The 23,778-nt window shown below is 62.6% G+C and carries 19 protein-coding genes and 1 pseudogene; 5 read left to right on the top strand and 15 right to left on the bottom strand.

The window, feature by feature from the left end; translation table 11 throughout:
- Positions 1-36 precede the first annotated feature (36 nt).
- The 11 genes from CUV01_RS13985 to uxaC are packed head-to-tail and all read right to left on the bottom strand — an operon-like array spanning position 37 to position 11,332.
- Positions 37-921, bottom strand: a complete 885-nt coding sequence (locus CUV01_RS13985; RefSeq protein WP_101461007.1) for a carbohydrate ABC transporter permease — start codon at positions 919-921, stop codon at positions 37-39.
- The gene (locus tag CUV01_RS13980; RefSeq protein WP_101461006.1) at positions 921-2,306 is read right to left on the bottom strand and encodes a family 4 glycosyl hydrolase; all 1,386 of its coding nucleotides are present in this window, start codon (positions 2,304-2,306) and stop codon (positions 921-923) included. Before CUV01_RS13980 ends, CUV01_RS13985 begins: the two co-directional genes overlap by 1 nt.
- A 43-nt stretch (positions 2,307-2,349) precedes the next feature.
- The gene (locus CUV01_RS13975) at positions 2,350-3,789 is read right to left on the bottom strand and encodes a mannitol dehydrogenase family protein (protein WP_101461005.1); all 1,440 of its coding nucleotides are present in this window, start codon (positions 3,787-3,789) and stop codon (positions 2,350-2,352) included.
- Positions 3,767-4,510: a 2-dehydro-3-deoxy-D-gluconate 5-dehydrogenase KduD gene (kduD, locus tag CUV01_RS13970; RefSeq protein ID WP_101461004.1), complete on the bottom strand. Its 744-nt coding sequence runs from the start codon at positions 4,508-4,510 to the stop codon at positions 3,767-3,769. The genes CUV01_RS13975 and kduD overlap by 23 nt, the downstream gene beginning before the upstream one ends.
- The gene (kduI, locus tag CUV01_RS13965; protein ID WP_101461003.1) at positions 4,510-5,334 is read right to left on the bottom strand and encodes a 5-dehydro-4-deoxy-D-glucuronate isomerase; all 825 of its coding nucleotides are present in this window, start codon (positions 5,332-5,334) and stop codon (positions 4,510-4,512) included. Before kduI ends, kduD begins: the two co-directional genes overlap by 1 nt.
- 16 nt (positions 5,335-5,350) lie before the next feature.
- Positions 5,351-5,662 carry a cupin domain-containing protein gene (locus CUV01_RS13960; RefSeq protein ID WP_101461002.1) on the bottom strand — a complete coding sequence of 104 codons (312 nt, stop codon included), beginning with the start codon at positions 5,660-5,662 and terminating at the stop codon, positions 5,351-5,353.
- A gap of 36 nt (positions 5,663-5,698) precedes the next feature.
- Entirely contained in the window at positions 5,699-7,015 is a 1,317-nt protein-coding gene (locus tag CUV01_RS13955; protein ID WP_101461001.1) for a pectate lyase family protein, read from the bottom strand.
- 43 nt (positions 7,016-7,058) lie between these two features.
- Positions 7,059-8,339 carry a TRAP transporter large permease gene (locus CUV01_RS13950; protein ID WP_101461000.1) on the bottom strand — a complete coding sequence of 427 codons (1,281 nt, stop codon included), beginning with the start codon at positions 8,337-8,339 and terminating at the stop codon, positions 7,059-7,061.
- Positions 8,339-8,863: a TRAP transporter small permease gene (locus CUV01_RS13945; protein ID WP_101460999.1), complete on the bottom strand. Its 525-nt coding sequence runs from the start codon at positions 8,861-8,863 to the stop codon at positions 8,339-8,341. Before CUV01_RS13945 ends, CUV01_RS13950 begins: the two co-directional genes overlap by 1 nt.
- A 60-nt stretch (positions 8,864-8,923) precedes the next feature.
- Positions 8,924-9,898, bottom strand: coding sequence for a TRAP transporter substrate-binding protein (locus CUV01_RS13940; RefSeq protein WP_101460998.1), 975 nt, complete (start codon positions 9,896-9,898; stop codon positions 8,924-8,926).
- A gap of 27 nt (positions 9,899-9,925) precedes the next feature.
- Complete coding sequence (gene uxaC, locus CUV01_RS13935) at positions 9,926-11,332, bottom strand: glucuronate isomerase (protein WP_101462110.1); 1,407 nt, start codon at positions 11,330-11,332, stop codon at positions 9,926-9,928.
- A gap of 158 nt (positions 11,333-11,490) precedes the next feature.
- Here uxaC and CUV01_RS13930 point away from each other — a divergent pair, with 158 nt between their 5' ends.
- The gene (locus CUV01_RS13930) at positions 11,491-12,216 is read left to right on the top strand and encodes a GntR family transcriptional regulator (RefSeq protein ID WP_232962256.1); all 726 of its coding nucleotides are present in this window, start codon (positions 11,491-11,493) and stop codon (positions 12,214-12,216) included.
- Positions 12,217-12,264: 48 nt separating this feature from the next.
- Here CUV01_RS13930 and CUV01_RS13925 read toward each other — a convergent pair whose 3' ends face one another.
- Complete coding sequence (locus CUV01_RS13925) at positions 12,265-15,273, bottom strand: aminotransferase class III-fold pyridoxal phosphate-dependent enzyme (RefSeq protein ID WP_101462109.1); 3,009 nt, start codon at positions 15,271-15,273, stop codon at positions 12,265-12,267.
- A 263-nt stretch (positions 15,274-15,536) separates the two neighbouring features.
- On the opposite strand from CUV01_RS13925, the gene recJ reads away from it, so the two are divergent.
- From recJ to CUV01_RS13910, 3 genes are all read left to right on the top strand, one after another.
- The gene (gene recJ / locus CUV01_RS13920; RefSeq protein ID WP_101462108.1) at positions 15,537-17,282 is read left to right on the top strand and encodes a single-stranded-DNA-specific exonuclease RecJ; all 1,746 of its coding nucleotides are present in this window, start codon (positions 15,537-15,539) and stop codon (positions 17,280-17,282) included.
- Between the two features lie 115 nt (positions 17,283-17,397).
- Positions 17,398-18,090, top strand: a complete 693-nt coding sequence (locus CUV01_RS13915) for a metal-dependent hydrolase (protein ID WP_101460996.1) — start codon at positions 17,398-17,400, stop codon at positions 18,088-18,090.
- Entirely contained in the window at positions 18,087-19,895 is a 1,809-nt protein-coding gene (locus CUV01_RS13910; RefSeq protein WP_232962254.1) for an aminopeptidase P family protein, read from the top strand. The genes CUV01_RS13915 and CUV01_RS13910 overlap by 4 nt, the downstream gene beginning before the upstream one ends.
- 54 nt (positions 19,896-19,949) lie before the next feature.
- On the opposite strand, the gene CUV01_RS13905 is transcribed toward CUV01_RS13910, so the two are convergent.
- On the bottom strand, positions 19,950-20,612 hold the full coding sequence (locus CUV01_RS13905) for an SDR family NAD(P)-dependent oxidoreductase (protein ID WP_101460995.1): 663 nt from the start codon (positions 20,610-20,612) through the stop codon (positions 19,950-19,952).
- A gap of 143 nt (positions 20,613-20,755) precedes the next feature.
- Between CUV01_RS13905 and CUV01_RS13900 the strand changes: the two genes are divergently transcribed.
- The gene (locus CUV01_RS13900; RefSeq protein ID WP_101460994.1) at positions 20,756-21,679 is read left to right on the top strand and encodes a carbohydrate kinase family protein; all 924 of its coding nucleotides are present in this window, start codon (positions 20,756-20,758) and stop codon (positions 21,677-21,679) included.
- A gap of 12 nt (positions 21,680-21,691) precedes the next feature.
- Here the strand turns inward: CUV01_RS13900 and dusA are convergent, their stop codons facing one another.
- Complete coding sequence (gene dusA, locus CUV01_RS13895; RefSeq protein ID WP_422385845.1) at positions 21,692-22,681, bottom strand: tRNA dihydrouridine(20/20a) synthase DusA; 990 nt, start codon at positions 22,679-22,681, stop codon at positions 21,692-21,694.
- Positions 22,682-23,329: 648 nt separating this feature from the next.
- Positions 23,330-23,593 (bottom strand): annotated as a pseudogene (locus tag CUV01_RS20130) (transposase); the annotation flags it as partial.
- Positions 23,594-23,778 lie beyond the last annotated feature (185 nt).

Here is a 23,778-nt window from a genome sequence, read left to right as displayed (position 1 = left end):
AATGGTCCGGGTAAGTTTGAGACGTCTACCATATCCTCAGCTCCTCTTGTCGCCGGCGTAATAGACCCACTTTTTCGAAGACCAGAACGCGAGCACCGTCAGCACCATGATGATGACGAACAGGATCCAGGCGATGGCGCTGGCGTAACCCATGTCGAAGCTCTTGAAGGCCTTGTCGTAGATATAAAGCGGCAGCAGATAGGTTGATTTCAGCGGCCCGCCATTGGTGATGATGTAGGGTCCGTTGAATTCCTGAAACGCCTGGACCGTCTGCATGATCAGGTTGAAGAAGATGACCGGCGTGATCAGCGGCACGGTAATATAGCGAAACACATGCCACTTGTTCGCGCCGTCGATCGACGCCGCCTCATAAAGCGACTTGTCCACCGATTGCAGGGCGGCCAGAAAGATCACCATGGCCGAACCGAACTGCCAGCAGCGCAGCAGAACCAGCGTGAACATCGCATTCTGCGGATCACCGAACCAGTTGATCGGATCCATGCCCAACCCGGTCAGGGCCATGTTCACCAGCCCCGCCTCGGCAAAGATATAGCGCCACAGAACCGCGATCGCGATAGAGCCGCCGAGGATCGAGGGCACGTAATAGGCCGTGCGAAAGAAGCCGATTGCCTTGAGCTTGTAGTTCAGCACGACCGCGACCAGCAGCGCGAAGGCCAGCTTGAGAGGCACCGTCATGAAAACGTAAAGCAACGTCACCCAAAGCGATTTGTCGAAAGTGCGGTCGCGCGTGAAAAGGCGTTCGTAATTGTCCAAACCGACCCATTTCGGGGCGGAGAGCAGATCGTAATCCGTGAATGACAAATAAAGCGATGCCAGAAACGGGAATGCAGTAAAGACGAGTAGTCCAATGATGTATGGGGATACGTAAGCGATCCCCAGAAAGCGGCTGTCACCACCCATTATGCGGCCTCCCTCTGCAATTCCTCAGGAAGATGGTGGGCCGTGGCCTGCACCATCTCGACAAACAGATCTTTCGCGCACGCATCACTCAGCGGCACGACCAGCGGATCGGATCGGAACAGATCGAACAGATCGCCCCAGCTTGCGGTCATGACGGCCTGCGTCAGCGCAGTCTGGCGCGCGGCGTGATCGGCGGTGATCGTCTGCAACGCATCGGGCAGCCGCCCGGCGACCAGCGGTGTCACCCCAAGCGAGGAAAACAGCGCGTTGGTTTCCACGATGGTGCCATGCGGCAATCCGTCGATCTGGCCCCGGTTCGGCAGGTTCACATTGCTGACGAAATGCCCCAGCCCCAGCAGACCCTTGATCTGATCCACCAGCGCCTCGTCCGAGCGTTCTGCCTGCGGCGTGCCCTGCCCTGCGGCCAGCGCGGCGGCGCGTTCGCGTTTGCTGTCGCGATCGCGCATCCGGTAGGCAACCGGCGTCAGCGCAAAGCCCCAATCGGCATGAGTATCCAGATAGTCGCCTTGCGGCATGAACTCGGCCAGATGCCGGTCACCCGCCGCCGCCGGTATGCCGATGCGGCGATAAAGATCGAACTTCACCCGACTGCGATCCATGAAGTAGGTGTCGTGATCGTCCTCGGGGTCGGGCTCGCGCGACGACCAGCCGCTATTGCCGTGCTGGTTCACAAATTCCTGATAGGCGGGCAGCATGTCGCGGCCTTTCAGCCCGATGGCGTCGACAAAAGTGAAATGGTTGATCCCCAGCACGTTGACGATGACATCGCGATGGCTGACCTGCGGCCCACCCGCCTCGTTGTTGGCGATCCAGGCGACCTGATGGCGCAGCTTGGTCACTTCGTGACATTCGCCCCACAGCTTGATCTCGGGAAAGGCGCTGTACATGGCGCCGGTCAGCACGCTCATCGGGTTGGTCAGGTTGCAGACCCAGGCCTCTGGCGCGTGATCGCGGATATCGCGCGCAATCTGCGCAATCATCGGAATCGAGCGCAGCGCCCTGAAGAACCCGCCCGGCCCGACCGTGTCGCCAACCGATTGCAGGATGCCAAATCGCGCGGGGATATCCACATCCTGCGCCATATCGTCGAACTGCCCCGGCAGGATCGAGACGACCACGACATCGGCCCCGGCAAGCGCCTGCGCGATATCGGGCACCGCCTGATAGGTCGCAGGCTGACCCTTGGACACCTCGGCAAAGCGGGCGCCGATCCGGGCGTTCCGTTCTGCCGCGGCGTGGTCGATATCGTACAGCCGCACATGCGCCGCAAGCGTCGTATCATGCGCCAGATCGGCCATCAGCCGAAAGGCCCAGTTCAGCGAACCGCCACCGATATAGGCGATGGTCACAGCTCTCTTGCTCATTTTGCAGCTCCGTTCTGGTGCCGGTACGGGGGGTCGGTACGGATCATGCAGTCGTCTCTTGCACGGCTTTGCGCGCACCTTTGGCCCACAGCAGTTCAGCCGCCTGTGTCACAGGCTGTTGCAGACGTGCGGCCAGTTCGGGTGGAAAGATGTCGTCGACGGCCAGCAGGGCGGCAACTGTGTCAGCAGGTGTATCGGCTGCATCGGACAATTCGCGCAAGTGCGCTGCCAGCGGGTCCTTGACCTCGATCGCGCCGCCCGCCTCGTCGATGCCGCCGACATAGCGCATCCAGGCCGCAACGGCGAGGTAAAGCGCGGGCGAAGCGCGCCCGGCATCCAGGTTCTCGCGCAGTGTCCCCAACAGGCGCTGAGGCAGCTTCTGGCTGCCGTCCATCGCGATCTGCCAGGTCCGGTGACGAACCGCCGGGTTGGCGTAGCGATCAAACAGCGCGTCGGCATAGGCGTCCAGACTGACGCCCGAGGGAGCCTCGACGGTCGGGATGATCTCGGACCACAACTGCCGGACAAAATCGGCGTAAACCGGATCGGCGACAGTCGCCGCGATGGTTTCATGCCCCGCCAGATAGCCGGTATAGGCCAGCGAGGAATGGGTGCCGTTCAGCATCCGCAGCTTCATGTGCTCATGCGCGGTGACATCGCTGACCATTTCGGCGCCCGCGGCGGCCAGATCGGGTCGCTCACCGCCGACGAAATCATCCTCGACCGCCCATTGCGCAAAGGGTTCATGCATCACCGGCGCGGCGTCATGCCTGCCGGTCAGTTCTTCGACGCGCGCGATATCGGCATCGGTGGTGGCCGGTGTGATCCGGTCGACCATGGTCGATGGAAACCGCGTCTCTGCCTCTATCCAGCTGGCAAGCGATGGGTCCAGCAGCCGGGCGAAATCCAGCACCAGCCCGCGCACCAGTTTGCCGTTTTCCGGCAGGTTGTCACAGGTCAGCACGGTGAAAGGCGCCAGACCCGCGTCACGGCGGCGCTGCAACGCGCGAACCAGATAGCCGACGGCCGAAACCGGCAGGGCATCTTCCAGATCGTGACGGATATCGGGGTGATCGGCATTCAGCCTGCCGGTGGCCGGATTGTGGCAATAGCCCTTTTCCGTGACCGTCAGCGTGACGATCTTTACGCCCGGGTCAGCCATGGCGGACAGAACCGCCTCGGGGTTTTTCGGTGCAACGAGCACATCGTTCAGCACCTCGATCACCCGAGCCTTCTCGCCATCCGGACCAAGCGTGACGGAATTATAGGCCCAGCCCTGCGGCGACAGCGCGTTGCGCGTGTCAGGGCTGCGCAGCGATACGCCCACAATACCCCAGTCGCCGCCACCAGATGCCATCGCATCGGCGATGTAGACGCAGCCAAAGGCGCGAAAGAACGCACCCAGTCCCAGATGGACGATGCCGGTGCCGGGGCGCGGGGCGCCCGAATGGGTCAGTCTTTCAGCGGGCAAGCCAGCCTCCATCAACGTTCAAGATTGCACCGTGGACATAGCGCGCCGCCGGCGTGCACAGATAAACCGCCGCCCCGGCGATGTCAGAGGCCTCGCCCCAGCGACCGGCGGGGATGCGATCAAGGATTGCCTGATTGCGCGCGGGATCACCCCGCAGAGCCTCGGTGTTGTTGGTGGCGATATAGCCGGGCGCGACGGCATTCACGTTGATGCCCTTGGCCGCCCATTCATTCGCCATCAGCTTGGTCAGACCGGCGACCCCGTGTTTCGAGGCCGTGTAGGACGGCACCCGGATGCCGCCCTGAAACGACAGAAGCGACGCAATATTCACCACCGACGCATGACCGCCCCGCGCCAGAACCGGCTTGGCAAAGGCCTGCGTGGTAAAGAACAGCGCCTTGAGGTTGACGTCGATCACATCGTCCCAATCGGCCTCTGAGAAATCGACGGCATCGTCGCGACGGATGATGCCGGCATTGTTGACCAGAATGTCGATCTGTTGCCCGTCAAACAGCGAATTGCCCGCCATCGGATCGGCAAAATCCACCAGCACCGACGATCCGGTGCCACCTGCCTGGGAGATCAGATCGACCGTCTCGTCGCTGGCCCGGCGACCGGCGCAGATGACCTTCGCCCCGGCCTCGGCCAGCCCCACGGCAATGGCCTGACCGATCCCGGTATTCGCACCCGTGACCAGCGCATGGCGACCTTCAAGGGAAAACGGGCCCGCCATCAGCGCAGATCCTCCATCGCGACCATGTCCATGTCGGTGAAATCGACATTGTCGCCCGCCATCGCCCAGCAGAACGTGTAAGACGAGGTGCCCGCGCCCGAATGGATCGACCAGGGCGGAGAGATCACGGCCTCTTCATTGGCCATGACGATATGGCGGGTCTGCGACGGCTCACCCATGAAGTGAAAGACGCGCTGATCCTGCGGCAGGCCGAAATACAGATAGGCCTCCATCCGGCGGTCATGCAGGTGGGCGGGCATGGTGTTCCAGACCGAGCCTTCTGCAAATTGCGTATAGCCCATCAGCAACTGACAGCTTTGGCAGACCTCGGGATGCAGGAACTGGATGATCACGCGTTCATTCGCCGTCTCGCGCGAGCCCAACTCGACACGGCGGGCGTCAGACAGCTTGATCAGTTTGGTCGGATAGGTCTGATGTGCCGGCGCGGACAGGACGTAAAAGCGGCCATTGCCGCCAAAGGTCACGGGACCAGAGCCCATGCCGATATACAGCACTTCGCCGTTTTCCAGCGTATGGTCCTGCCCGCCAACGCTGACGCTGCCAGTATCGCCGATGTTCAGCACACCCATTTCGCGCCGGTCAAGAATGGAGGGCGTCCCGGTTTCTGCGACGGCATCCAGCACCAGCGACCCGCCAGCGGGCACGGCAGAACCAAGGATCAGGCGGTCATAGTGACTGTAGACCAGATCGATCTCGCCATCGCTGAACAGCCCGCCGACATGGAAATGATCGCGCAGCTGATCGGTATCCAGCGTCTTGGTGGTTGCGGGGTCGATGGCATGGCGTGTTTGTGTCTTGAGCATTGTTCAGTCTTTCCAATCAGAGAAAATCGTCGCTGCGGGGTGTGAAGGTGTCGATCAGCGTGCCCGCCTGGCGGCACACACAACCGTGGGCTGCGTCCGAGGGAATCACAAGGCTGTCGCCCGGCCCCAGATCATGCTCGGCACCCTCAAGGATGAAGGTAAAGCGCCCCGCCTCGACATAGGTCGATTGCACGTGAGGGTGATGGTGCAAGGCCCCCTCGGCGTCGGTGTCAAAGCGGAAGGCGACGACCATCATGTCCGGGCTTTCGGCCAGCACCTGGCGGGTAACGCCGGGATCGGTCGGGACAACGGGATGGGTGTTGGGCATGGTTCAGTCTTTCGGTTCGGTCAGGGTTTGCAGCGATTACCGGGGCAACAGCGCCCCGGCACCGGCATCGGCGCGGATCTGTTCTGCGATGGTGGCAGGGTCGGCGGGCGAATAGTCATAGGGCGGCGTCCAGTCGACCGTCGGTGCCAGCGGCGTGTCGGGGTTGGCTGCATTATGCGCGGCCACCAGATCGACGGCCTCGCCGTTCACGATCGAGCCATTGTCCTGCGCCCTGTCGCCCTTGTAGCTGCGCAGGATGGCGGCAGGCGCAATAGCATCGGGCAGTTCGAACGCATTGGCTTCGGACAGGATGTGGGATTCGATGCCGGCACCCAAAGCATAGGAAAACGCATAGGGACCATCCGCGCGCGGCGTGAAGAGATTGCCAAAGACATGAACCTGGCCAAACCGCACACGCGGGGTGCGCTGGCCGATATTGTCGTACCAGTTACCGGTCAGGGTGATTTTCAGATGCCCACGGTTCTCGGTCCGGCTATCGGAGGATCCGATCAGGTGGACCTTGTCATGGTCGAAAAACCGATTGTTGGTGATGCTGATATGGTCGGCCATGGTCTTGATATCGACCAACCCGTCATGGTGCTGCTTGACGCGACCAAAGACCGGCGGGGTGTGATCGTCCGGCCGAGCGCCGTCGGAAAAGCTGCAATGATCGATCCAGACATGGGTCGCCGTCTCGATGGAAATCAGATCATATTCCGAATTCCAATTCCCCTCGCTGCCATCCGTCGCGTCCCATTGCGGAAAGAAATCGTAGGAATCCTCGAAGGTGATGTTGCGGATGATGACGTTGCTGACCTCTTTCAGCAGCAAGGTGCCATTGATGATCCGGGCATCGTTCTGACCGATCAGCGTCTTGTTGGCACCCACCCGAATGACGCTGACCAGTGCCTGCGCCTGCTGCGAACGTTTGCGTGCGTCCTCCAGCGGGCCTTCGGGTTCGTTTTCGCGGCCATAGACCTCGGGGTCGTAGGTGGCGATATAGGCAGCCTCGTCATATTCGGGATCTGCAAATGCAGACATGTCCCGCGCGCCGCCCTGATCATCGGCGGTCAGATCAATCGTGCCGCTGACAAAGATGATCGCAGGGGTATCATTGGTCGCGTTGCCGGCGTTGTCGCCACCCAGTGCCGCGACCAGTTCAGCGCGCGACGAGACCACATGGACCTGCTCGGCGGTCGCCGCCGCACCGCCGGTTGTCTCACCCTCGACACTGGCCCATCCGACAGTGGCCGGCTGCGTTGCGACGGCCAGATGTTCGGCCGGAATCTCCTGCGCCTGAGCAGAGGACCAGCAGAGCGCACAGATGGCAGCAAGGTTTCGCATCAAGGTCATCGGGTTTACTCCTTCTCGGGTCTGCGGTCAGACGCCACGTGGGTCAGCGGAACTGCGCGGGCAGCCACAGCGACAGCGCAGGGATATAGGTGACAAGCATCAGCACAGCGAAGGCGGCGCCGTAGAACGGCCAGATCGTGCGAACGGCGTCCCAGATCGGTATGCGCCCAACGGCACAGCCGACGAACAGAACCGCACCCACCGGTGGCGTACACAAACCGATGCCAAGGTTCAGGATCAGGATCACCCCGAAATGCACCGGGTCGATGCCAAAGGCGACGGCGACGGGCAAGAAGATCGGCGTGGTGATGATGATCAGCGGCGACATGTCCATGAAAGTGCCAAGGATCAGCAAAACGACGTTCAGCAGCAACAGGATGACGATCGGATTGTCCGATACGTTCTGCAGCAGCGTGACCATCGAGGCCGGCACCTTGAGAAATGCCAGCAGCCAGCCGAATGAGGCCGCACAGCCGATCACCATCAGTACCATGGCTGTGGTGCGGACGGCCGCGAATGTCGCCTCGACAAAATCGTGCCAGCTGAGGCTGCGATAGACGAAGAAGGTCACCAACAGCGCGTAGACCACCGCGATATTCGACGATTCCGAGGCGGTAAAGATACCCGAGCGTACGCCCCCGAAGATGATCGCTACCAACACAAGTCCGGGCAGCGCCGAGACGAAGTAATGGCCGATCCTTCCAAAGCCCTCGAAGGCCTGAACGGGATAGCCCTTGCGCACGGCAACCCACCAGGATGCGATCATCAGCACCAGGGCCAGCAGCAATCCCGGCACGATCCCGGCGGTGAACAGATCCGCGATGGAGATCCGTCCCCCTGCCGCGATGGAATAGATGATCATGTTATGCGACGGCGGCAGCAACAGCGCGATGATCGAGCTGACCACGGTGATGTTCACCGCATAATCGACATCATATCCGCGCGCTTTCATCTGCGGCACCATCAGCCCGCCCACGGCGCTGGCATCGGCCGCGGCCGAACCCGAAACCCCGCCGAACATGACCGAGGACAGCACGTTGACCTGCCCCAGCCCGCCGCGCAGATGCCCGACAAAGGCGCCCGCAAGAGCGACCAGACGGCGGGCAATGTCACCGCGCACCATCAGGTCGCCGGCATAGATAAAGAACGGAATGGCCATCAGCGCGAACACCGACACACCGGAATTCAGCCGCTGGAACACCACGACGGGCGGCAGGTCCAGATAGATGACGGTCGCGAAACTGGCCACGCCCAGACAAAAGGCCACCGGCGTGCCGATCAGCAGGAGAAAGACGAAGGTTCCAAACAGGACATACAGTTCCATCACCCGTCCTCCAACGGCTCTTCGCCAAAGCGAGCGGTGTGCAGACCGGCTGCACGTCGCAAGATGCGCTCGATCGAGAACAGCACGACCAGCGCGCCGCCTCCGATGATCGGGGCAAAGTCGAACGCGCCTGAAATGCCAAGGCTGGGCAGCGTATTCCCGGCGGTCTTGGCGGCCAGTTGCCAGCCATACCAGATCATGCCGACGCCAAAGCCGCCGACCGCCAGATCGGACACTGAATGCAGGATTTTCTTGACGGTATCGGGCAGCACATACAGCAGCACGTCGAAGGACAGGTGATAGCCCTCGCGGATGCCGACGGCCGCACCCAGAAAGATGAACCAGCCCATGATCATGACCGAGGCAGGCTCGGTCCAGATGATGCTGTCATTCAGGATATAGCGCCAGAAAACCTGCGCCGCGATCAGCGCGGTCATCAGGACCAGACCGATCCCGGCCAGCCACAGCGCCGCACGGGCCAGCAGGCCGGTTGCCTCGGCGATGGACTTCATCCTGTCTTGCATGCGTTTACCCCTGATCCGAAGTGGATCGGCCCGCACCGAATGGCGCGGGCCTGCGTGACGTCATTCGGTCGCCTGGATGTCCTGCACCATCTGCTGCAGCACCGGCGAGGTGACATATTTCTCGTAGACCGGCACCATCGCCTCGATGAACGGGGTCTTGTCGATATCGGTCACGATCTCGACGCCGGCCTCGCGCACCTTGGCCTCGGACTCTGCCTCGCGGGCCGCCCACAACTCGCGCATGACCGGCACCGAATCCTTGGCTGCCTGCCGGACCAGTTCCTGATCTTCGGCACTCAGGCCGTCAAAAGCGGTACGCGACATGACCAGCACTTCGGGTACGATCAGATGCTCGTCCATCGTATAGTATTTCGCGACCTCGAAATGGCCGGAACTGTCATAGGATGGCCAGTTGTTCTCGGCGCCGTCGATGACGCCGGTCTGGATCCCGGAATAGACCTCGCCGTAAGGCATGGGCGTCGCATTGGCGCCCAGGGCGCTGACCATATCGACGAACATGTCCGACTGCATCACGCGGAACTTCATCCCCTCCATGTCGGCCATCGAGGTGATCGGCTTTTCGGAATTGTAGAAGCTGCGCGAGCCACCATCATAAAACGCCAGCCCGACCAGATCGTGATCGCCAAAGGCATCCAGGATCTGCTGGCCTACGGGGCCGTCCATGACCTTGTGCATGTGCTCGACCGAGCGGAAGATATAGGGCAGCGAGGGCACCTGGGTTTCCTCGATGATGTTGTTGAACGGCCCAAGAGAAACGCGATTCATGTCGATCACGCCGAACTGCGTCTGTTCGATCGTGTCCTTTTCCTCACCCAATTGCGCCGAGTGGAAAACCTCGATGCACAGACGGCCTTCGCTGCGCTCTTCCAGCATCTCGCCCATCCTCTCCACGGCGACCACCGTGGGATAGCCGTCGGGATGCGTGTCCGAGGACCGCAATGTCGTCTCGCAGGCGTTTGCCGCCGATACGAGCGCGGTGCTGGCAAGCAGCGTCGGGATCACCAATTTAAACATGTTTCTCCTCCCAGAGTTTTTTGGTTTTCAGAGCCTGTAGGCCTGCTTGGCAAGCCGGTAGGTAAGGTCATGTGCGACCTCTGGTGCTTCGTCCTCGGCCAGCCGCCCTGTGGCGACCAGATTGGCCAGGAACGAACAATCCACCCGCCGTGCGACGTCATGCCTTGCGGGGATGGAACAAAATGCGCGGGTGTCGTCATTGAAGCCGACGGTGTTGTAGAAACCGGCGGTCTCGGTCGCCATTTCGCGGAACCGCATCATCCCTTCATAGCTGTCATAGAACCACCATGGCGGCCCCAGTTTCAGCGCCGGATAAACACCAGCCAGCGGCGCGAGCTCGCGCGTGTAGCTGGTCTCATCCAGCGTAAACAGAATGACGGTCATATCGGACCGTTCGCCCACCGCATTCAGCAGCGGACGCAGCGCAGTGACATAGTCGGTGCGCGTCGGAATATCGTAGCCCTTGTCGCGGCCGAACCGCGCGGTGATATCGGCCGAGTGGTTGCGTGCTGATCCCGGATGGATCTGCAGAACCAGCCCGTCATCCAGGCTCATCCGCGCCATTTCGGTCAGCATGTGACCGCGGAACATATCGGCCTCGTCCGCCGAGCATTTGCCCTGCAGCGCCTTGTCAAACAGCTTGGCCGCCACATCCTGCGGCAGATCCTCTGTGCGCGCGGTTGCGTGGCCATGGTCGCTGGAGGTGGCGCCGAAGGATTTGAAGAATGCACGGCGGTTGCGATGCGCGGCCAGGTATCCGGTCCAGCTGGTCGCATCTTCCCCGGCCAAATCGCCCAACCGCGCGATGTTCTGCGCGAAACCGTCGAATTCGGGATCGACCACGGCATCGGGACGATAGGCGGTCACGACGTTGCCGCCCCAACCGCTATCGCGGATCATCTTGTGCCATTTCAGATCGTCCAGCGCGCTTTCGGTCGTCGAGATCGCCTCGATATTGAAACGCTCGAACAGGGCACGGGGACGGAAATCGTCGCGGCCAAGGCAATCGCTGATCTGGTCATAGATTTCATCTGCGGTCTCGGCGGAAAACCGTTTGGTGACGCCGAACACCTCCTGGAACGCATGTTCGACCCACATGCGCGACGGCGTGCCACGGAACAGGTGGAAATTCTCGGCGAACAGCCGCCAGATCTTGCGCGAATCCGTTTCTGTTGCGCCACCATCGACACGCGGGACACCCAGATCTTCCAACGGGATGCCTTGTGAATGCAGCATCCTGAATACGTAGTGATCAGGCGTCACGAACAATTGGGCCGGGTCTGGAAACGGCTGGTTTTCAGCAAACCAGCGCGGGTCGGTGTGACCGTGGGGGCTGATGATCGGCAGATCGCTTATCTCGTCATAAAGCGCACGAGCCAGACCGCGGACTGCGGGCTCGGTCGGAAACAGTCGATCTTCGTCAAGCAGTGTCATCATCCCCCCTTTGCGCCGGCCGATTCGCATCGCGTCTGCGCCCTTGATAACTAATATCCTAGTTTGCGGGTTCAGAATTTGTCAACTAATATTCTAGTTGTGAAGTTGGCAGAAAGATGTGTTATATTGGCGGCAACGAGAAACAGGAGGGACGGGTCTTGCAAAAAGCCGTAACCCAGCACGAGACAGAATTGGTCCTGCCCACGCTGGATCCGCCCACCCGGCCAAGCGTCGCCGATCAGGTGTTCAACGTGCTACAGCAGCGCATCCTGACACTGGAGCTGCCACCCCTGGCAAAGATCAGCGAAACCGATATCGGCAAGCGCATGGGGGTCTCGCGCCAACCCGTCCGAGAGGCCTTCAAGCGGTTGGAAAGGCTTGGCTTCCTACAGATCAGACCGCAAAGCGGATCGGTCGTCAGCCTGATCTCGGAAGAGGCGATCTTGCGCGCGCGTTTTATTCGCACTGCGCTGGAAACGCAGACAACGCGCGCCGCCTGCGAGGTGTTGTCAGCCGAAGATATCGCGATGTTGCAGGCCATTCTTGACCAGCAGGGCGTCGCCGTCGACAGCAACGACGCCCCGCTGTTTCACAAGCTGGACGAAGATTTTCACCGCGGGATCTGCAGACTGTCCGGCCATGATTATGTCTGGGATCTGATCCAGGATCACAAGGCGCATATGGATCGGGTGCGGATGCTGTCGCTCAGTTCCACCTCGCAGCAACTGGCGCTGCGCGAGCATATCGTGATCCTCGCCGCAATCGCGGCGCGCGACAGCGAGGCAGCAGCCGAGGCCATGACACGGCATCTGTCTCGCATCGAGGTGCTGATTCAGCAGATCAAGGATCAGAACCACAATTGGTTCGTCGATATGGTCCGCTGATAGCGCGGGTGGCTGCATCGAACCGCGCCGAGCGGCGGTGATACTAGATCACGGCTGACTGCCGTTTTCGGACAGGATCAGATCCAGCCGGTCCAGCAGCATGTCCACATCTTCGGCGTCGATGGTCAGCGGCGGCCTGATTTTCAGGATATTGTTGTCAGGCCCTTCGCAGCCGATCAGGACACGCTCTTCGCGCATCCGGTTCAGCACATAGCTGGTCTGGCGTGTGGCGGGATGGCGCAGGTCGCGATCCGTGACCATCTCGACCCCGATGAACAGCCCCTGGCCGCGCACATCGCCGATCAGGGCATGCCGCGCCGCCAGCCCGGCCAGCCCTTGCATCAGCCGTTCGCCCATTGCCTGCGCGTTCTGCATCAGCCCTTCGTCATCCACGATATCCAGCACCGTCTTGCCCATCCGGCATGAGAGGGTAGAGCCGCCAAAGGTCGAAAAGAACTCGGGGCCCTTTTCAAAGGCGCGTGCAATCGCGGGCGTGGTGATGACCACACCGATCGGGTGGCCGTTGCCGATGGGTTTGCCCAGCACCACGATATCGGGCAGCACACCCTGCGCCTCGAACGCGAAATAATGCGATCCGAGCCGCCCCAGTCCGGTTTGCACTTCATCGGCGATGCAGACGCCACCCGCCGCGCGGATGCGGGCATAGACCCCTTGCAGATAACCCGGCGGCGGGATGATCTGCCCCCCGACCGAGGGGTAGGTCTCGGCGATGAAACCGGCCAGTCGTTGTCCCCTGCCCGTCAGCCGCGCAATCGCCGCATCGACCTGCGCCGCATAGCCTTCGCCGGCCTGCGGATCACCGCGCAGGTAAGCGCCGCGATAGTCGTCGGGAATGTCGACCAACTCGACCCAGTCAGGCTGACCAACCCCGCCGGGTGCGTTGAACTTGTAGGCCGAGAGGTCGATCGCGCCGGTGGTGTTGCCATGATAGCCGTGATCGGGCGTGATCATCGCCTTGCCACCGCTTGCCGCGCGCGCCAGCCGCAGGGCCAGTTCGTTGGCCTCGCTGCCGGAATTCACGAACCAGCAAACCGACAGCTCGGGCGGCAGTTTTGTCAGCAGCTTTTCTGCGAACCCTGTCTGGGCAGGGTGCAGATAGCGGGTGTTAGAATTCATCCGCAGCAATTGATCTGCGGCCACCGCCTGCAGACGCGGATGGGCATGGCCCACATGCGGCACATTGTTATAGGCGTCCAGATAGGGCCTGCCCCATTCGTCGAACAGATGATGTCGCCAGCCACGCATCAGCATCACCGGATCGGAATAGCTCAGCCTGAGATTGCCGCCAAAGTGCCGCGCCCTGACGTCGCGGACATGGGTCTTGTCGGTCGCGACATGGGCGACACGATCATCTGGCAGGTTCAGCAGCGCGGCGGGGTTTGGACAGATCGTCCCCCACAGCCCCATGTCATCGGGATCGGCCACACCGGGCCAGTCGGCACCCATGCCGGCAAGGCTCAGCGCAAGCTGGAAATGCAGATGCGGCGCCCAGCCACCGTTGCAATCTACCGCCCCAAGCCGGGCAAAAGCCGTACGCCGGTCAATCCGCTCGCCCGGACGCAGCCCGGCACAACTGTCGAAATCGAGATGCCCGTACAGGCTGTGGAACGCATCGCCAGCCGGCGTTTCATGGCGCAGGATCACCATGCCGCCATAATCCAGCGGTCCGGTTCGATTCTCGACCACCGCGACAATCGCGTCCATCGGCGCGTGGATATGCTGACCCGCAGGCGCAAAGATATCGACGCCCAGATGAACGCTGCGCCGAGATGAGGCCTTCCACGGACCCGCGCGAAAGGCGGCGGCGGTGTAGATCAGGCGCGGCTCGCCGTAGTGACCCAGCCAGATTTCGTCTGGCCCGAAGCGGTCGCCGCCCAGGGTCGCCGCCTCTGCCGGGGTGATGTCGAACGGGTTGCGCGGAATGGTCGATGACGCAACCGACAACGCCCCCATGCGCGCCTGCGCCAGCGAGGTGCCGATCACCGGGGCAAAGCTGCCGCGCGCCTGTGCAAGCCAATCGGTGATGCGTCGGGCGGCGGCATTCAGCGGCAGGCCGCAGGCGGTACGCAGGCGGCAGCGCAGCAATTCGGGATCGATCCTGTTGCCTTCGAGAAACCGCCAGGCAGGTGCTTGCGAGATGGTGACATAGGGATCGTCCGGCGTGTCCCGTTCCATCAGCGTCGAATTCACCACGCTCAGCGCCAGCCGCATTCGCAGCAACGGCCAGACCAGGTCGACCTCTGAGCCAGAGAGGGGATATTGGCCATGATAACCCGCCACGAGCGCTGCCAGCGCATGTTCTGGCGCAGGGTGGTCCAGCACGACATAGGCCGCAGCCGTTGCCAGATCGCAGATACGCGGCGTCGCGCACATGTCACCAAGGTCGATCAACCCTGACACAAGCGGTCGGTTATCCTGCAGGCCGACCAGAATATTATAGTCGTTCAGATCGTTATGCGACGCCTGCAGAGGCAGCGCCGCAAGGTCCGGGCGCAAGGCAGTGAAATCTTCAACAATCCGTTCCAGCAACTCGCGCCGCGCCCCGTCGTCGATCACCGACAGCTTGGCCCCGACCCAATGCGCCTTCATCAGATCCCATTTGAAATCGCGCGCCAGCACCGGATGCTCAAATCCGGCCAGGGCTGCGGCAAGCCGCCCCGCCTGAGCGCCCAGATCATGGATCAGCGCAGGCGAATGCGGCGAGAAATCGGCGTAGCAACAGCCCGGCAGAACGGTTTGCAGCCAGACCAGCCGCTGCTGCCCATCCGCATCCGTGGCCATCACCACCTGCGCCCCATCCCTGGCCGCGATTACCCGAGGCATCGGCAGATCGGGTGCCTGCTGCGCCACATGATTCAGTGCAGCGATCTGCATGTCGATCAATGCCGGATCGCAGCCCGCGTGCATCACCTTGAGGATAAAGGCCGCGCCTTCCGTGGTTTCTGCCCTGAAGTTCAGATCATATTCGCCATTGAGCCGCGTCAGGGCGGCCTCGATACCGCAGTTGTCGCGCAGCAATCCGGCCCAATCTTGCATCATGAACGGCCCCCAGCACCGCGACCCGGCTTTCAAATCCGGCGGACTTTGCCTTGATCACGCGCCGTCGACAATAGCCCGCACCCGCATTCGGCAGTTGCGATGAGCTGCCCCCCGCTCACGGGAAACTGGTCAGGCCCGCGCTTCACTTTCTGCGCATGGCGGTGCATAGCTGGGCTGCGAAACGGGGTGCAGTCGCAGATGAAACACAACAGAACTAGCAGCAAATGCCGACGGATGATGCACTGGGCGTCATTGCAGTCATGAGGGTGTTTCTGGGTGTCGAGCAATCTTTGACCGGGCGACGCTGGATCGGCCCGGACCCGGCAGCCTCGCGGTTGGCAGAAGGTCTGGCGCAGGCCGCATCGCTGCCCTTGCCGGTGGCGCGCGTGCTGGCCGAACGCGGGGTCGAGGCGGCCGAGGCGGACGCCTTTCTGACGCCAAAACTGCGCGACCTGCTGCCCGATCCGTTGATCCTGCGCGATATGGCGATCGCAGCGGAACGCCTGGTGATTGCGGCGCTTCAAAGGCAACGGATCGCGGTCTTTGCAGATTACGATGTCGATGGCGGATCCTCGGCGGCGCTGCTGGTCTGGTGGCTGCGCGCCCTCGGGCAACCCGACCCGACCGTCTATATCCCCGACCGGATCGACGAGGGTTATGGCCCCAATGCGCCAGCCATTGCCGAACTGGCATCGTCCCATGACCTGATCATCTGCGTCGATTGCGGCACGCTGTCGCATGAGGCACTGGCGGCCGCCGAGGGCATAGCCGATGTGATGGTACTGGATCACCATCAGGGCGGCGAGACCTTGCCGCCGGCGTTAGCCGTCGTGAACCCGAACCGCGCCGATGAGGACGGCGCGCTAGGTCATCTTTGCGCCGCCGGGGTCGTGTTTCTGACACTGGTGCAGGCAGGTCGCGGGCTGCGCAAGGCCGGGAATGCCGAGCCCGCGCTGATGGCCCTGACCGATCTGGTGGCGCTGGCCACCGTGGCCGATGTGGCGCCACTGGTCGGCGTGAACCGTGCCTTTGTGCGCAGCGGTCTGTCGGTCATGGCGCGGCGGGAACGGCCGGGCCTTGTGGCGCTGTCGGATGTGGCGCGGCTGGACGGCGCGCCCAGTGCCTTTCATCTGGGGTTTCTTCTGGGGCCGCGCATCAATGCCGGTGGGCGCGTCGGCCGTGCCGATCTGGGTGCGCGCTGCCTGATCGCGCGCGAGGCAGCCGAGGCCGAACACCTGGCCGCGCAATTGGACGAATTGAACCGCGACCGCCGCACCATCGAGGCCGCCGTACGCGAAGAGGCGCTGGCCCAGGTCGAGGCACGCGGCACCGCTGGTCTTAGCTGGGCTGCGGGCGATGGCTGGCATCCGGGCGTGGTCGGTATCGTCGCGGCGCGGGTGAAAGAGGCGACCGGGTTGCCTTCGGTCGTGATCGGCATTGACGACGGTGTCGGCAAGGGCAGCGCGCGTTCTGTGCCCGGCGTCGATCTGGGCCGCGCGATCCAGCGGCTGGCCCGCGAAGGATTGCTGATCAAGGGCGGCGGGCACGCCATGGCGGCCGGATTGACCGTCGCTCAGGATGCGATCGAGCCCGCAATGATCCGGCTGGCCGAACTGCTGGCGCGCGATCTGGATGCGCGCAGCGGGATCCATGATCTGCGCATCTCTGGCCTGATCGAACCCTCAGGCGCCAGCATACCGATGCTGCGCCAGCTGGAAGATGCCGGCCCGTTCGGACAGGCGGCACCAGCGCCGCGATTTGCCTTTGCGGATATGTTGATCGACAGCGCCGCCGTCATGGGCGACAGCCATCTGCGCCTGAATTTCCGCAGCCCCGGCACCCCGCCGATGCAGGCGGTTGCCTGGGGGGCCATGAACACGGCGCTTGGTCCGGCGCTGCTGGGTGCACGCGGGCGGCGGTTTCATCTGGCGGGCAAACTGGAAATCAGCACCTGGGGCGGTCGCGAACGCCTGCGCCTTCGGCTGGACGACGCCGCGCCTGCGTAAATTCAGACCGGGTCCGCAATATCCGGACGCCCATTTCCGCGCCGGCCCCTTTTGTGACGCTGGCCCTGCCCCGCAACCCTCGCTAACCTGCGACAAAACCAGCAAGGAGATTCCCATGAAACTGACCTGGCTTGGCCATGCGGGCTTTCGACTAGAGATCGAGGACGCCGTGATCCTGATCGACCCCTGGCTCAGCGGCAACCCGGTCTTTCCCGAGGATCAGCGCGATCAGGCGCTGGCTGGGGCCACTCATATCCTGCTGACGCACGGCCATGGCGATCACACCGGCGACGCACTGTCCATCGCCAAGGATCAGGGCATCCCGATTGTCGGCATCTATGATCTGATCAATGCCTGGACCACGCATCAGGGGATCGAGGGCGTGGGTTTCAACAAGGGCGGCACGGTCGATCTGGGCGGCGCCAAGGTCACAATGGTCAATGCCAGCCATTCTTCATCGCTGGATGGCAATGAGGGGCCGGTCTATGCGGGCCACGAATCCGGTTACATGATCGCAGGCGAAGGCCATGTGATCTATGTCAGCGGCGACACCGATATCATGGCCGATATGGGCTGGATGGGTGAATATCATCAGCCCGATATCGGCATCCTCTGCGCCGGTGGTCATTTCACCATGGATATGGACCGCGCGGCATGGGCGGCCAGGAAGTACTTTGACTTCAAGACAGTGATCCCGTGCCACTACAAGACCTTCCCGCTGCTGGAACAATCGGCGCAGCCGCTGGTCGATGCACTGCCCGGCGTCACCGTTCTGACCCCCGAAGTGATGGAGACCGTAAGCCTGTGACCGCCTTCCAGCAATTCGAGGATGCAGGCGCCGAGGGCGATCATGCCGCCCGCCTGACCGCCCTGCGCGGAAAGATGTCCGATCGCGGGCTCGATGCCTTTATCGTGCCGCGCGCGGACGCCCATCAGGGCGAATATGTGGCCGATGCAGACGCGCGGTTGCGTTGGTTGACGGGCTTTACCGGCAGCGCCGGATTTGCCATCGCCACGACGCGCACCGCCGGGCTGTTCGTTGATGGCCGCTATAAGGTGCAGGCACGGGCGCAGGTTGATCCGGCGCAGTTTTCGGTGCTCGACTGGCCCGCGACCAAGCCCAGCGATTGGCTGCGCGAGGCACTGCCGCAGGGCGGCACGGTTGGCTTTGATCCGTGGCTGCACACCCGCAAAGAGATCAAGGCCATGCGCAGCGGCCTTGAGGGCAGCGGCATTGCGCTGCTGGCGACCGATCAGAACCCGCTGGACGCGGCCTGGACCGACCGCCCCGCCCCGGCAATTGGCGCCGCGCGCCTGCATCCCGACGATCTGGCGGGCGAAACGGCAATGGAAAAACGTGACCGCATCGCCGCCGACCTGCGCGAGGCCGGCCAGAAATCGGCACTGCTGACGCTGCCCGATTCGATCTCTTGGCTGCTGAACATCCGGGGCAGCGACCTGCCGCGCAATCCGGTGGTGCAAAGCTTTGCCATTCTGGGCGATGACGGCCATGTCGCGCTGTTTGCCGACCCCGCCAAGTTCGACGACGCGCTGCGCGGACATCTGGGCAATGCAGTCACGATCGAACCGCCCGAGCAGCTGATCACGGCATTGGACAATGCAGCCGGCCCCATGCGTCTGGATCCCGCCACCGCGCCCGAGGCTGCCTTTCTGAGGCTGGAACTTAGCGGGATCAGCATCGCCTCTGGCAGCGATCCGGTCATTCTGCCCAAGGCCCGCAAGAACGCGGCCGAGCTTGCCGGAATGCGCGATGCCCACCGCCGCGATGCCGTCGCCATGGCCGATCTATTGGCATGGCTGGACGCCCACGGCCCCGATGGCCTGACCGAGATCGACATTGTTGAAAAGCTGGAAAATTTTCGCCGCGATCAGGGCATATTGGATATCAGTTTCGACACGATCAGCGGCGTCGGCCCCAATGCGGCGCTGCCCCATTACCGCGTCACCCGCGACAGCAATCGCCCGCTGGTCGAGGGCGAGATCCTGCTGGTCGATTCGGGCGGTCAATATATCGACGGCACCACCGACATCACCCGGACGCTGGCCATAGGTCGCGCACGCCCGGATGCAATTGGCCCTAATACCGCCGTCCTGCGCGGCATGATCGCACTTAGCCGGGTTCGATTTCCCACTGGCGTGACGGGCGCGCATCTGGACGCGCTGGCACGGCAGTTCCTTTGGGCCGAGGGGTTGGATTTCGACCACGGCACCGGGCACGGTGTTGGCGCGGCGCTGTGCGTGCATGAAGGTCCCGCACGGATCAGCCGGGCCAGCGATGTCGCGCTGCAAGAGGGCATGATCCTGTCAAACGAGCCAGGATACTACCGCGAAGGCGCCTTTGGCATCCGCATCGAAAACCTTGTGGCCATCCAGCCGGCAGAGGCCGAAGACGGGCGCGAGATGCTGGGTTTCGAGACGCTGACGCTGTGCCCCATCGACCGCCGGCTGATCGATCCTGCGGCACTTTCGCCCGACGATATCGCCTGGCTCGATGCCTATCACGCCCGCGTCGCGACCGAGATCGGACCGCTGGTCAGTGGTGACACCACCGCTTGGCTGATGCGCGAAACGCGGCCGCTTGGGCGGGACTGACGGCAAGGACCTGTTCCCGTCCCTCTCTCAGTCCGCGCGGCGGGGCGATGCCGTCTAGCGGGCCTGCAGCTCTGTCAGAATACGCGCAGCCTCAACGCGGCATGGCGTCAATGCACCACGATCCTCACCCGGATAGAACCGTGCCCTTGTCGCTGTGGGCATCGGTGCAGGCTTGGCGATCGCGACATGAGGTCCGAGTTTGGCGGTTTCCGAGGCCCAGCTGCGCGCCAGCGCGATCTGCGCCGCCTTGGTCGCACCATAGCTGCCGAAAAACGGATCGCCCGCATGGGGATCATCAAAGAACAGCGCCGTGCCCCGACGCGCGATCAGCAAGGGCTCGATCAGGCCGATCAACCCACGCGTCGCGTTCAGGTTCACCTCGACCGATTTCGCCCAATCCTTGGCGTCGATATGCGGCGTCGGCGTCAGTGGCGCGGCATGAATCGCCGGATGCACCCAAAGATCCAGCCCGACCCACCGCTGCTGCACCGAGGCGGCCAATTGCACCATCGCCTCGGGCACCGTCACGTCCATCGGTGCCAGCGTGGCGCTGCCACCTGCCGCGCGGATGCGGTCGTCCAGTTCCTCCAGCGCGCCAGTCGTGCGGGCGACGGCCAGGATATGCCAGCCCTGCGCGGCAAGCGCCTCGGCCAGTGCCGAACCCAACCCGCGCGAGGCGCCGGTAACGAGGGCAAGTTTCTGCGTGTTCTCACTCATGCCCGCCCTGTGCCACCACAAACCGCTGACCACAAGAGGCGCCGGCCGGCCAATGAGCGAAGTCCAAGTCACCTAAACCCAGATCGGGGCTGTTTCTTTCCGCTGTCAGGCGCTAACATTCGCAGCTAACGAGGGAGGACGAAATGATCCTGTGCACGGGCGAATCACTGATTGATATGGTGCCGGATGATGGCTGCTTCCGCCCTCTGGCGGGCGGGGCTGTCTATAACACCACCGTCGCCCTTGGCCGATTGGGCGTGCCGACCGCCTATTTCTGGCCGATCTCTCGCGATCCCTTTGGCGAGCAATTGCTGCGCCCGCTGGTCGAGGCGGCTGTGGACATCGACCTGTGCCCCCGAACGGATCGGCCGACCACCCTGGCCTTTGTCACCCTGACGGGCGGCGAGGCGCGCTATTCCTTCTATGACGAAGGCTCTGCCGGTCGGATGCTGGCCACCGATGATCTGCCCGCCCTGCCCGCTGACATCTCGGCGCTTTTCGCCGGCGGGATCAGCCTTGTGCCCGATCCCTGCGGTGCGGCCGTCGAGGCGCTGATCACACGAGAGGCCGCGCGCCTTCCGGTCATGCTGGACCCGAATATCCGCCCCTTCTTCATTCAGGACGAGGCCGCCTATCGCGCCCGCTTGTCGCGGCTGATCCCGCAGGCCGATATTGTCAAACTGTCCGGCGACGATCTGGAATGGCTGCATCCCGAGAAATCGCACGAGGATGCGGCGCGCCATGTCCTGGATCAGGGTCCGCGGGTCGTGCTGCAAACCGGCGGCTCTGCAGGCGCACGGGCCTATTGGGCCGGCGAGACCGTCTTTGCCCCCTCGGTGCGCACCGAGGTGGCCGACACGATCGGCGCGGGTGACACCTTCAATGCGGGCGTGCTGGCCAGCCTGATGCAACAAGGGATGCTAAAGAAATCAGCTCTTGGCGAGCTGACGACCGATCATCTGAACAAGGCGCTGACACTGGGGGCACAGGCGGCGGCGGTCACCGTCTCTCGTCACGGCGCCAACCCGCCATGGGCGCATGAGATGACCGTTGAGACGCATGGCTGATACGCCGACGGCCTAATCTGCGACGGCCAGATCGGTGATTTCGGCCAGCGCCGCATCGTATACCTCGATCCCGCCGCGCGAGGCCCCCTCGGACAGCACACGCCGCCAGTTCCGGGCACCGGGCAGCGCGTGAAACAGCCCCAGCATGTGCCGCGTGACCTGATGCAACCGCCCGCCAGCGGCCAGATGGTCCTGCAGATAAGGCCGCATCGCCCGCGCCACATCGACCGGGCCGGTCATCGGAGGCGTGTCGCCCCACAATTGATCGGCCTGACCCAGAATGTCCCACGGTCGCTGATAGGCCGCCCGACCAAGCATCGCCCCGTCCATCACCCGCAGATGATCGCGCGCCTGATCCAGCGTCTCGATCCCGCCATTGATCGACAGATGCAGATCGGGAAACTCTGCTTTCATCCGGTGAACCAAAGGGTAATCGAGCGGTGGGATTTCGCGGTTATCCTTGGGGCTCAGCCCCTGCAACCAGGCCTTGCGTGCGTGAATGGCTATGCGCTTGATGCCGGCAGCGCGCATCGTGGCCAGAAACTGCGGCAGCACCTCATCGGCGATCTGATCGTCAACCCCGATGCGGCATTTCACCGTAACCTCGACCGGGCTTTCCGCAATCATCCCGGCCACACAATCGGCCACAAGCTGCGGCGTTTTCATCAGCACCGCGCCAAAGCAACCCGACTGCACCCGGTCACTGGGGCAGCCGACATTGAGGTTGACCTCATCGTAACCCCACTGCGCCGCGATCCGCGTCGCCGCGCGCAACTCATCGGGGTCCGAGCCACCAAGCTGCAGCGCCAGGGGCTGCTCGGCCGCCGCAAAATCCAGCAAACGCCCCCGATCACCATGGATCACAGCCGGCGCGGTCACCATTTCCGTATAAAGCAACGCCCGGCGCGACATCAGCCGATGAAACGCCCGGCAATGCCGGTCGGTCCAGTCCATCATCGGCGCGACGCTAAGGAGATGTGCGCCGGTGACCAATTTTTTCATTGATGAATCAGTCATGGATAGCACTTCTCACGCGGACCTATTTGGTGTTGTTTTGGCATCATCGGACCTATTCGTCGCCATCAGCAATCGTCAGGACTACCAAAATCTTGTCGAGGACGACTGAAATGAGCTTAATCGTCAGACGCAAATGCAGGGATGGGAAGGTTAGCTATTGCGCGCAGATCCCTATAAAGTCGAAGGACCGGATCGTCCACCAAGAGTCGTCAACCCTTGATCGGCTGGCCACCGTAAAAGCGCGGTTGAAACGTCTCGAAAAGGAACTGGCTGAAACATCGGCCGAACAAAGAGCCAAGTGCTGCGCGAGATCCAGAAGGGTTTTGCGCTCGGCGATATTCGCTGCGATGAATCGAAACCGAGCGACGTCACCTGTCTCGCAAAGGCTCACTTCGGTGTTGCGCGTCGGGCGGGACGGGTCGAGCATCAGTTGGCTTCGGTCTGCTAGTTTAGATCGGCGGTGGTGGAGGTCTCGTCAGTTGATGGCGGCGGCCCGCACGGATCGTTCCTGTCCGGTGTCGCCCTGCCTTCCTTCGGCTGAAGGCTCTTTATCGACGCCCACGCCTCGACCAAATTACCGTCTACCGAAAGTGCTCGTCTTAGAGCGACAGTCGCGGTTCTTCTTGAGGGCCGTGGGACCCTGAGAGGGTCGTCCATGCCAAGCCAGACGAACCGCCCGAAGCCGCAAATTGTCGTCCCTCTGCTCCATCAACTGCCACTCGGATCGAATCGAGATCGGGATTTGCAGCAGGTCCGTCCGGATCAGGCGCTCTGGAGCGATGGTGGGACGGCCGAAATCGGTTAGAGTCCATCGACTTCAGCATCGAGGCTTGCCAGCGCTGCGTTGACGATCCCACGGATCGAACGCAGCGCGTACTGTGCCGAAAAGCGAATTATGTTCTCGAAACCGCGTCGAGAGTGGCCTTCTTCAACAGACTGTTAATCTCGTCCACATCCGCCCCGACAAAAGTCGTTCCCGCAGTCGTGCGATGTGAACAGCTCCATCTGACGAAATGAAAGCAGTTTGGCGAGCATGAAGGTTCCCCAAACGCCGTCCGTGGTTGTTGCGCGGCGGAACTGTC

This window comes from Paracoccus tegillarcae (genome assembly GCF_002847305.1).
GTDB lineage: Bacteria > Pseudomonadota > Alphaproteobacteria > Rhodobacterales > Rhodobacteraceae > Paracoccus > Paracoccus tegillarcae.
This window is presented reverse-complemented; position numbering and strand designations above follow the sequence as displayed.

Bases quoted from the DNA above. Each gene is read 5' to 3' on its own strand.
- dusA (WP_422385845.1), bottom strand. From the start codon at position 22,681: ATGAAAAAATTGGTCACCGGCGCACATCTCCTTAGCGTCGCGCCGATG.
- CUV01_RS13975 (WP_101461005.1), bottom strand. From the start codon at position 3,789: ATGGAGGCTGGCTTGCCCGCTGAAAGACTGACCCATTCGGGCGCCCCG.
- CUV01_RS13945 (WP_101460999.1), bottom strand. From the start codon at position 8,863: ATGCAAGACAGGATGAAGTCCATCGCCGAGGCAACCGGCCTGCTGGCC.
- CUV01_RS13900 (WP_101460994.1), top strand. From the start codon at position 20,756: ATGATCCTGTGCACGGGCGAATCACTGATTGATATGGTGCCGGATGAT.
- CUV01_RS13955 (WP_101461001.1), bottom strand. From the start codon at position 7,015: ATGACCTTGATGCGAAACCTTGCTGCCATCTGTGCGCTCTGCTGGTCC.
- CUV01_RS13925 (WP_101462109.1), bottom strand. From the start codon at position 15,273: ATGCAAGATTGGGCCGGATTGCTGCGCGACAACTGCGGTATCGAGGCC.
- recJ (WP_101462108.1), top strand. From the start codon at position 15,537: ATGAGGGTGTTTCTGGGTGTCGAGCAATCTTTGACCGGGCGACGCTGG.
- CUV01_RS13950 (WP_101461000.1), bottom strand. From the start codon at position 8,339: ATGGAACTGTATGTCCTGTTTGGAACCTTCGTCTTTCTCCTGCTGATC.
- kduI (WP_101461003.1), bottom strand. From the start codon at position 5,334: ATGCTCAAGACACAAACACGCCATGCCATCGACCCCGCAACCACCAAG.
- CUV01_RS13960 (WP_101461002.1), bottom strand. From the start codon at position 5,662: ATGCCCAACACCCATCCCGTTGTCCCGACCGATCCCGGCGTTACCCGC.
- CUV01_RS13905 (WP_101460995.1), bottom strand. From the start codon at position 20,612: ATGAGTGAGAACACGCAGAAACTTGCCCTCGTTACCGGCGCCTCGCGC.
- CUV01_RS13940 (WP_101460998.1), bottom strand. From the start codon at position 9,898: ATGTTTAAATTGGTGATCCCGACGCTGCTTGCCAGCACCGCGCTCGTA.
- CUV01_RS13915 (WP_101460996.1), top strand. From the start codon at position 17,398: ATGAAACTGACCTGGCTTGGCCATGCGGGCTTTCGACTAGAGATCGAG.
- CUV01_RS13985 (WP_101461007.1), bottom strand. From the start codon at position 921: ATGGGTGGTGACAGCCGCTTTCTGGGGATCGCTTACGTATCCCCATAC.
- CUV01_RS13980 (WP_101461006.1), bottom strand. From the start codon at position 2,306: ATGAGCAAGAGAGCTGTGACCATCGCCTATATCGGTGGCGGTTCGCTG.
- kduD (WP_101461004.1), bottom strand. From the start codon at position 4,510: ATGGCGGGCCCGTTTTCCCTTGAAGGTCGCCATGCGCTGGTCACGGGT.
- uxaC (WP_101462110.1), bottom strand. From the start codon at position 11,332: ATGACACTGCTTGACGAAGATCGACTGTTTCCGACCGAGCCCGCAGTC.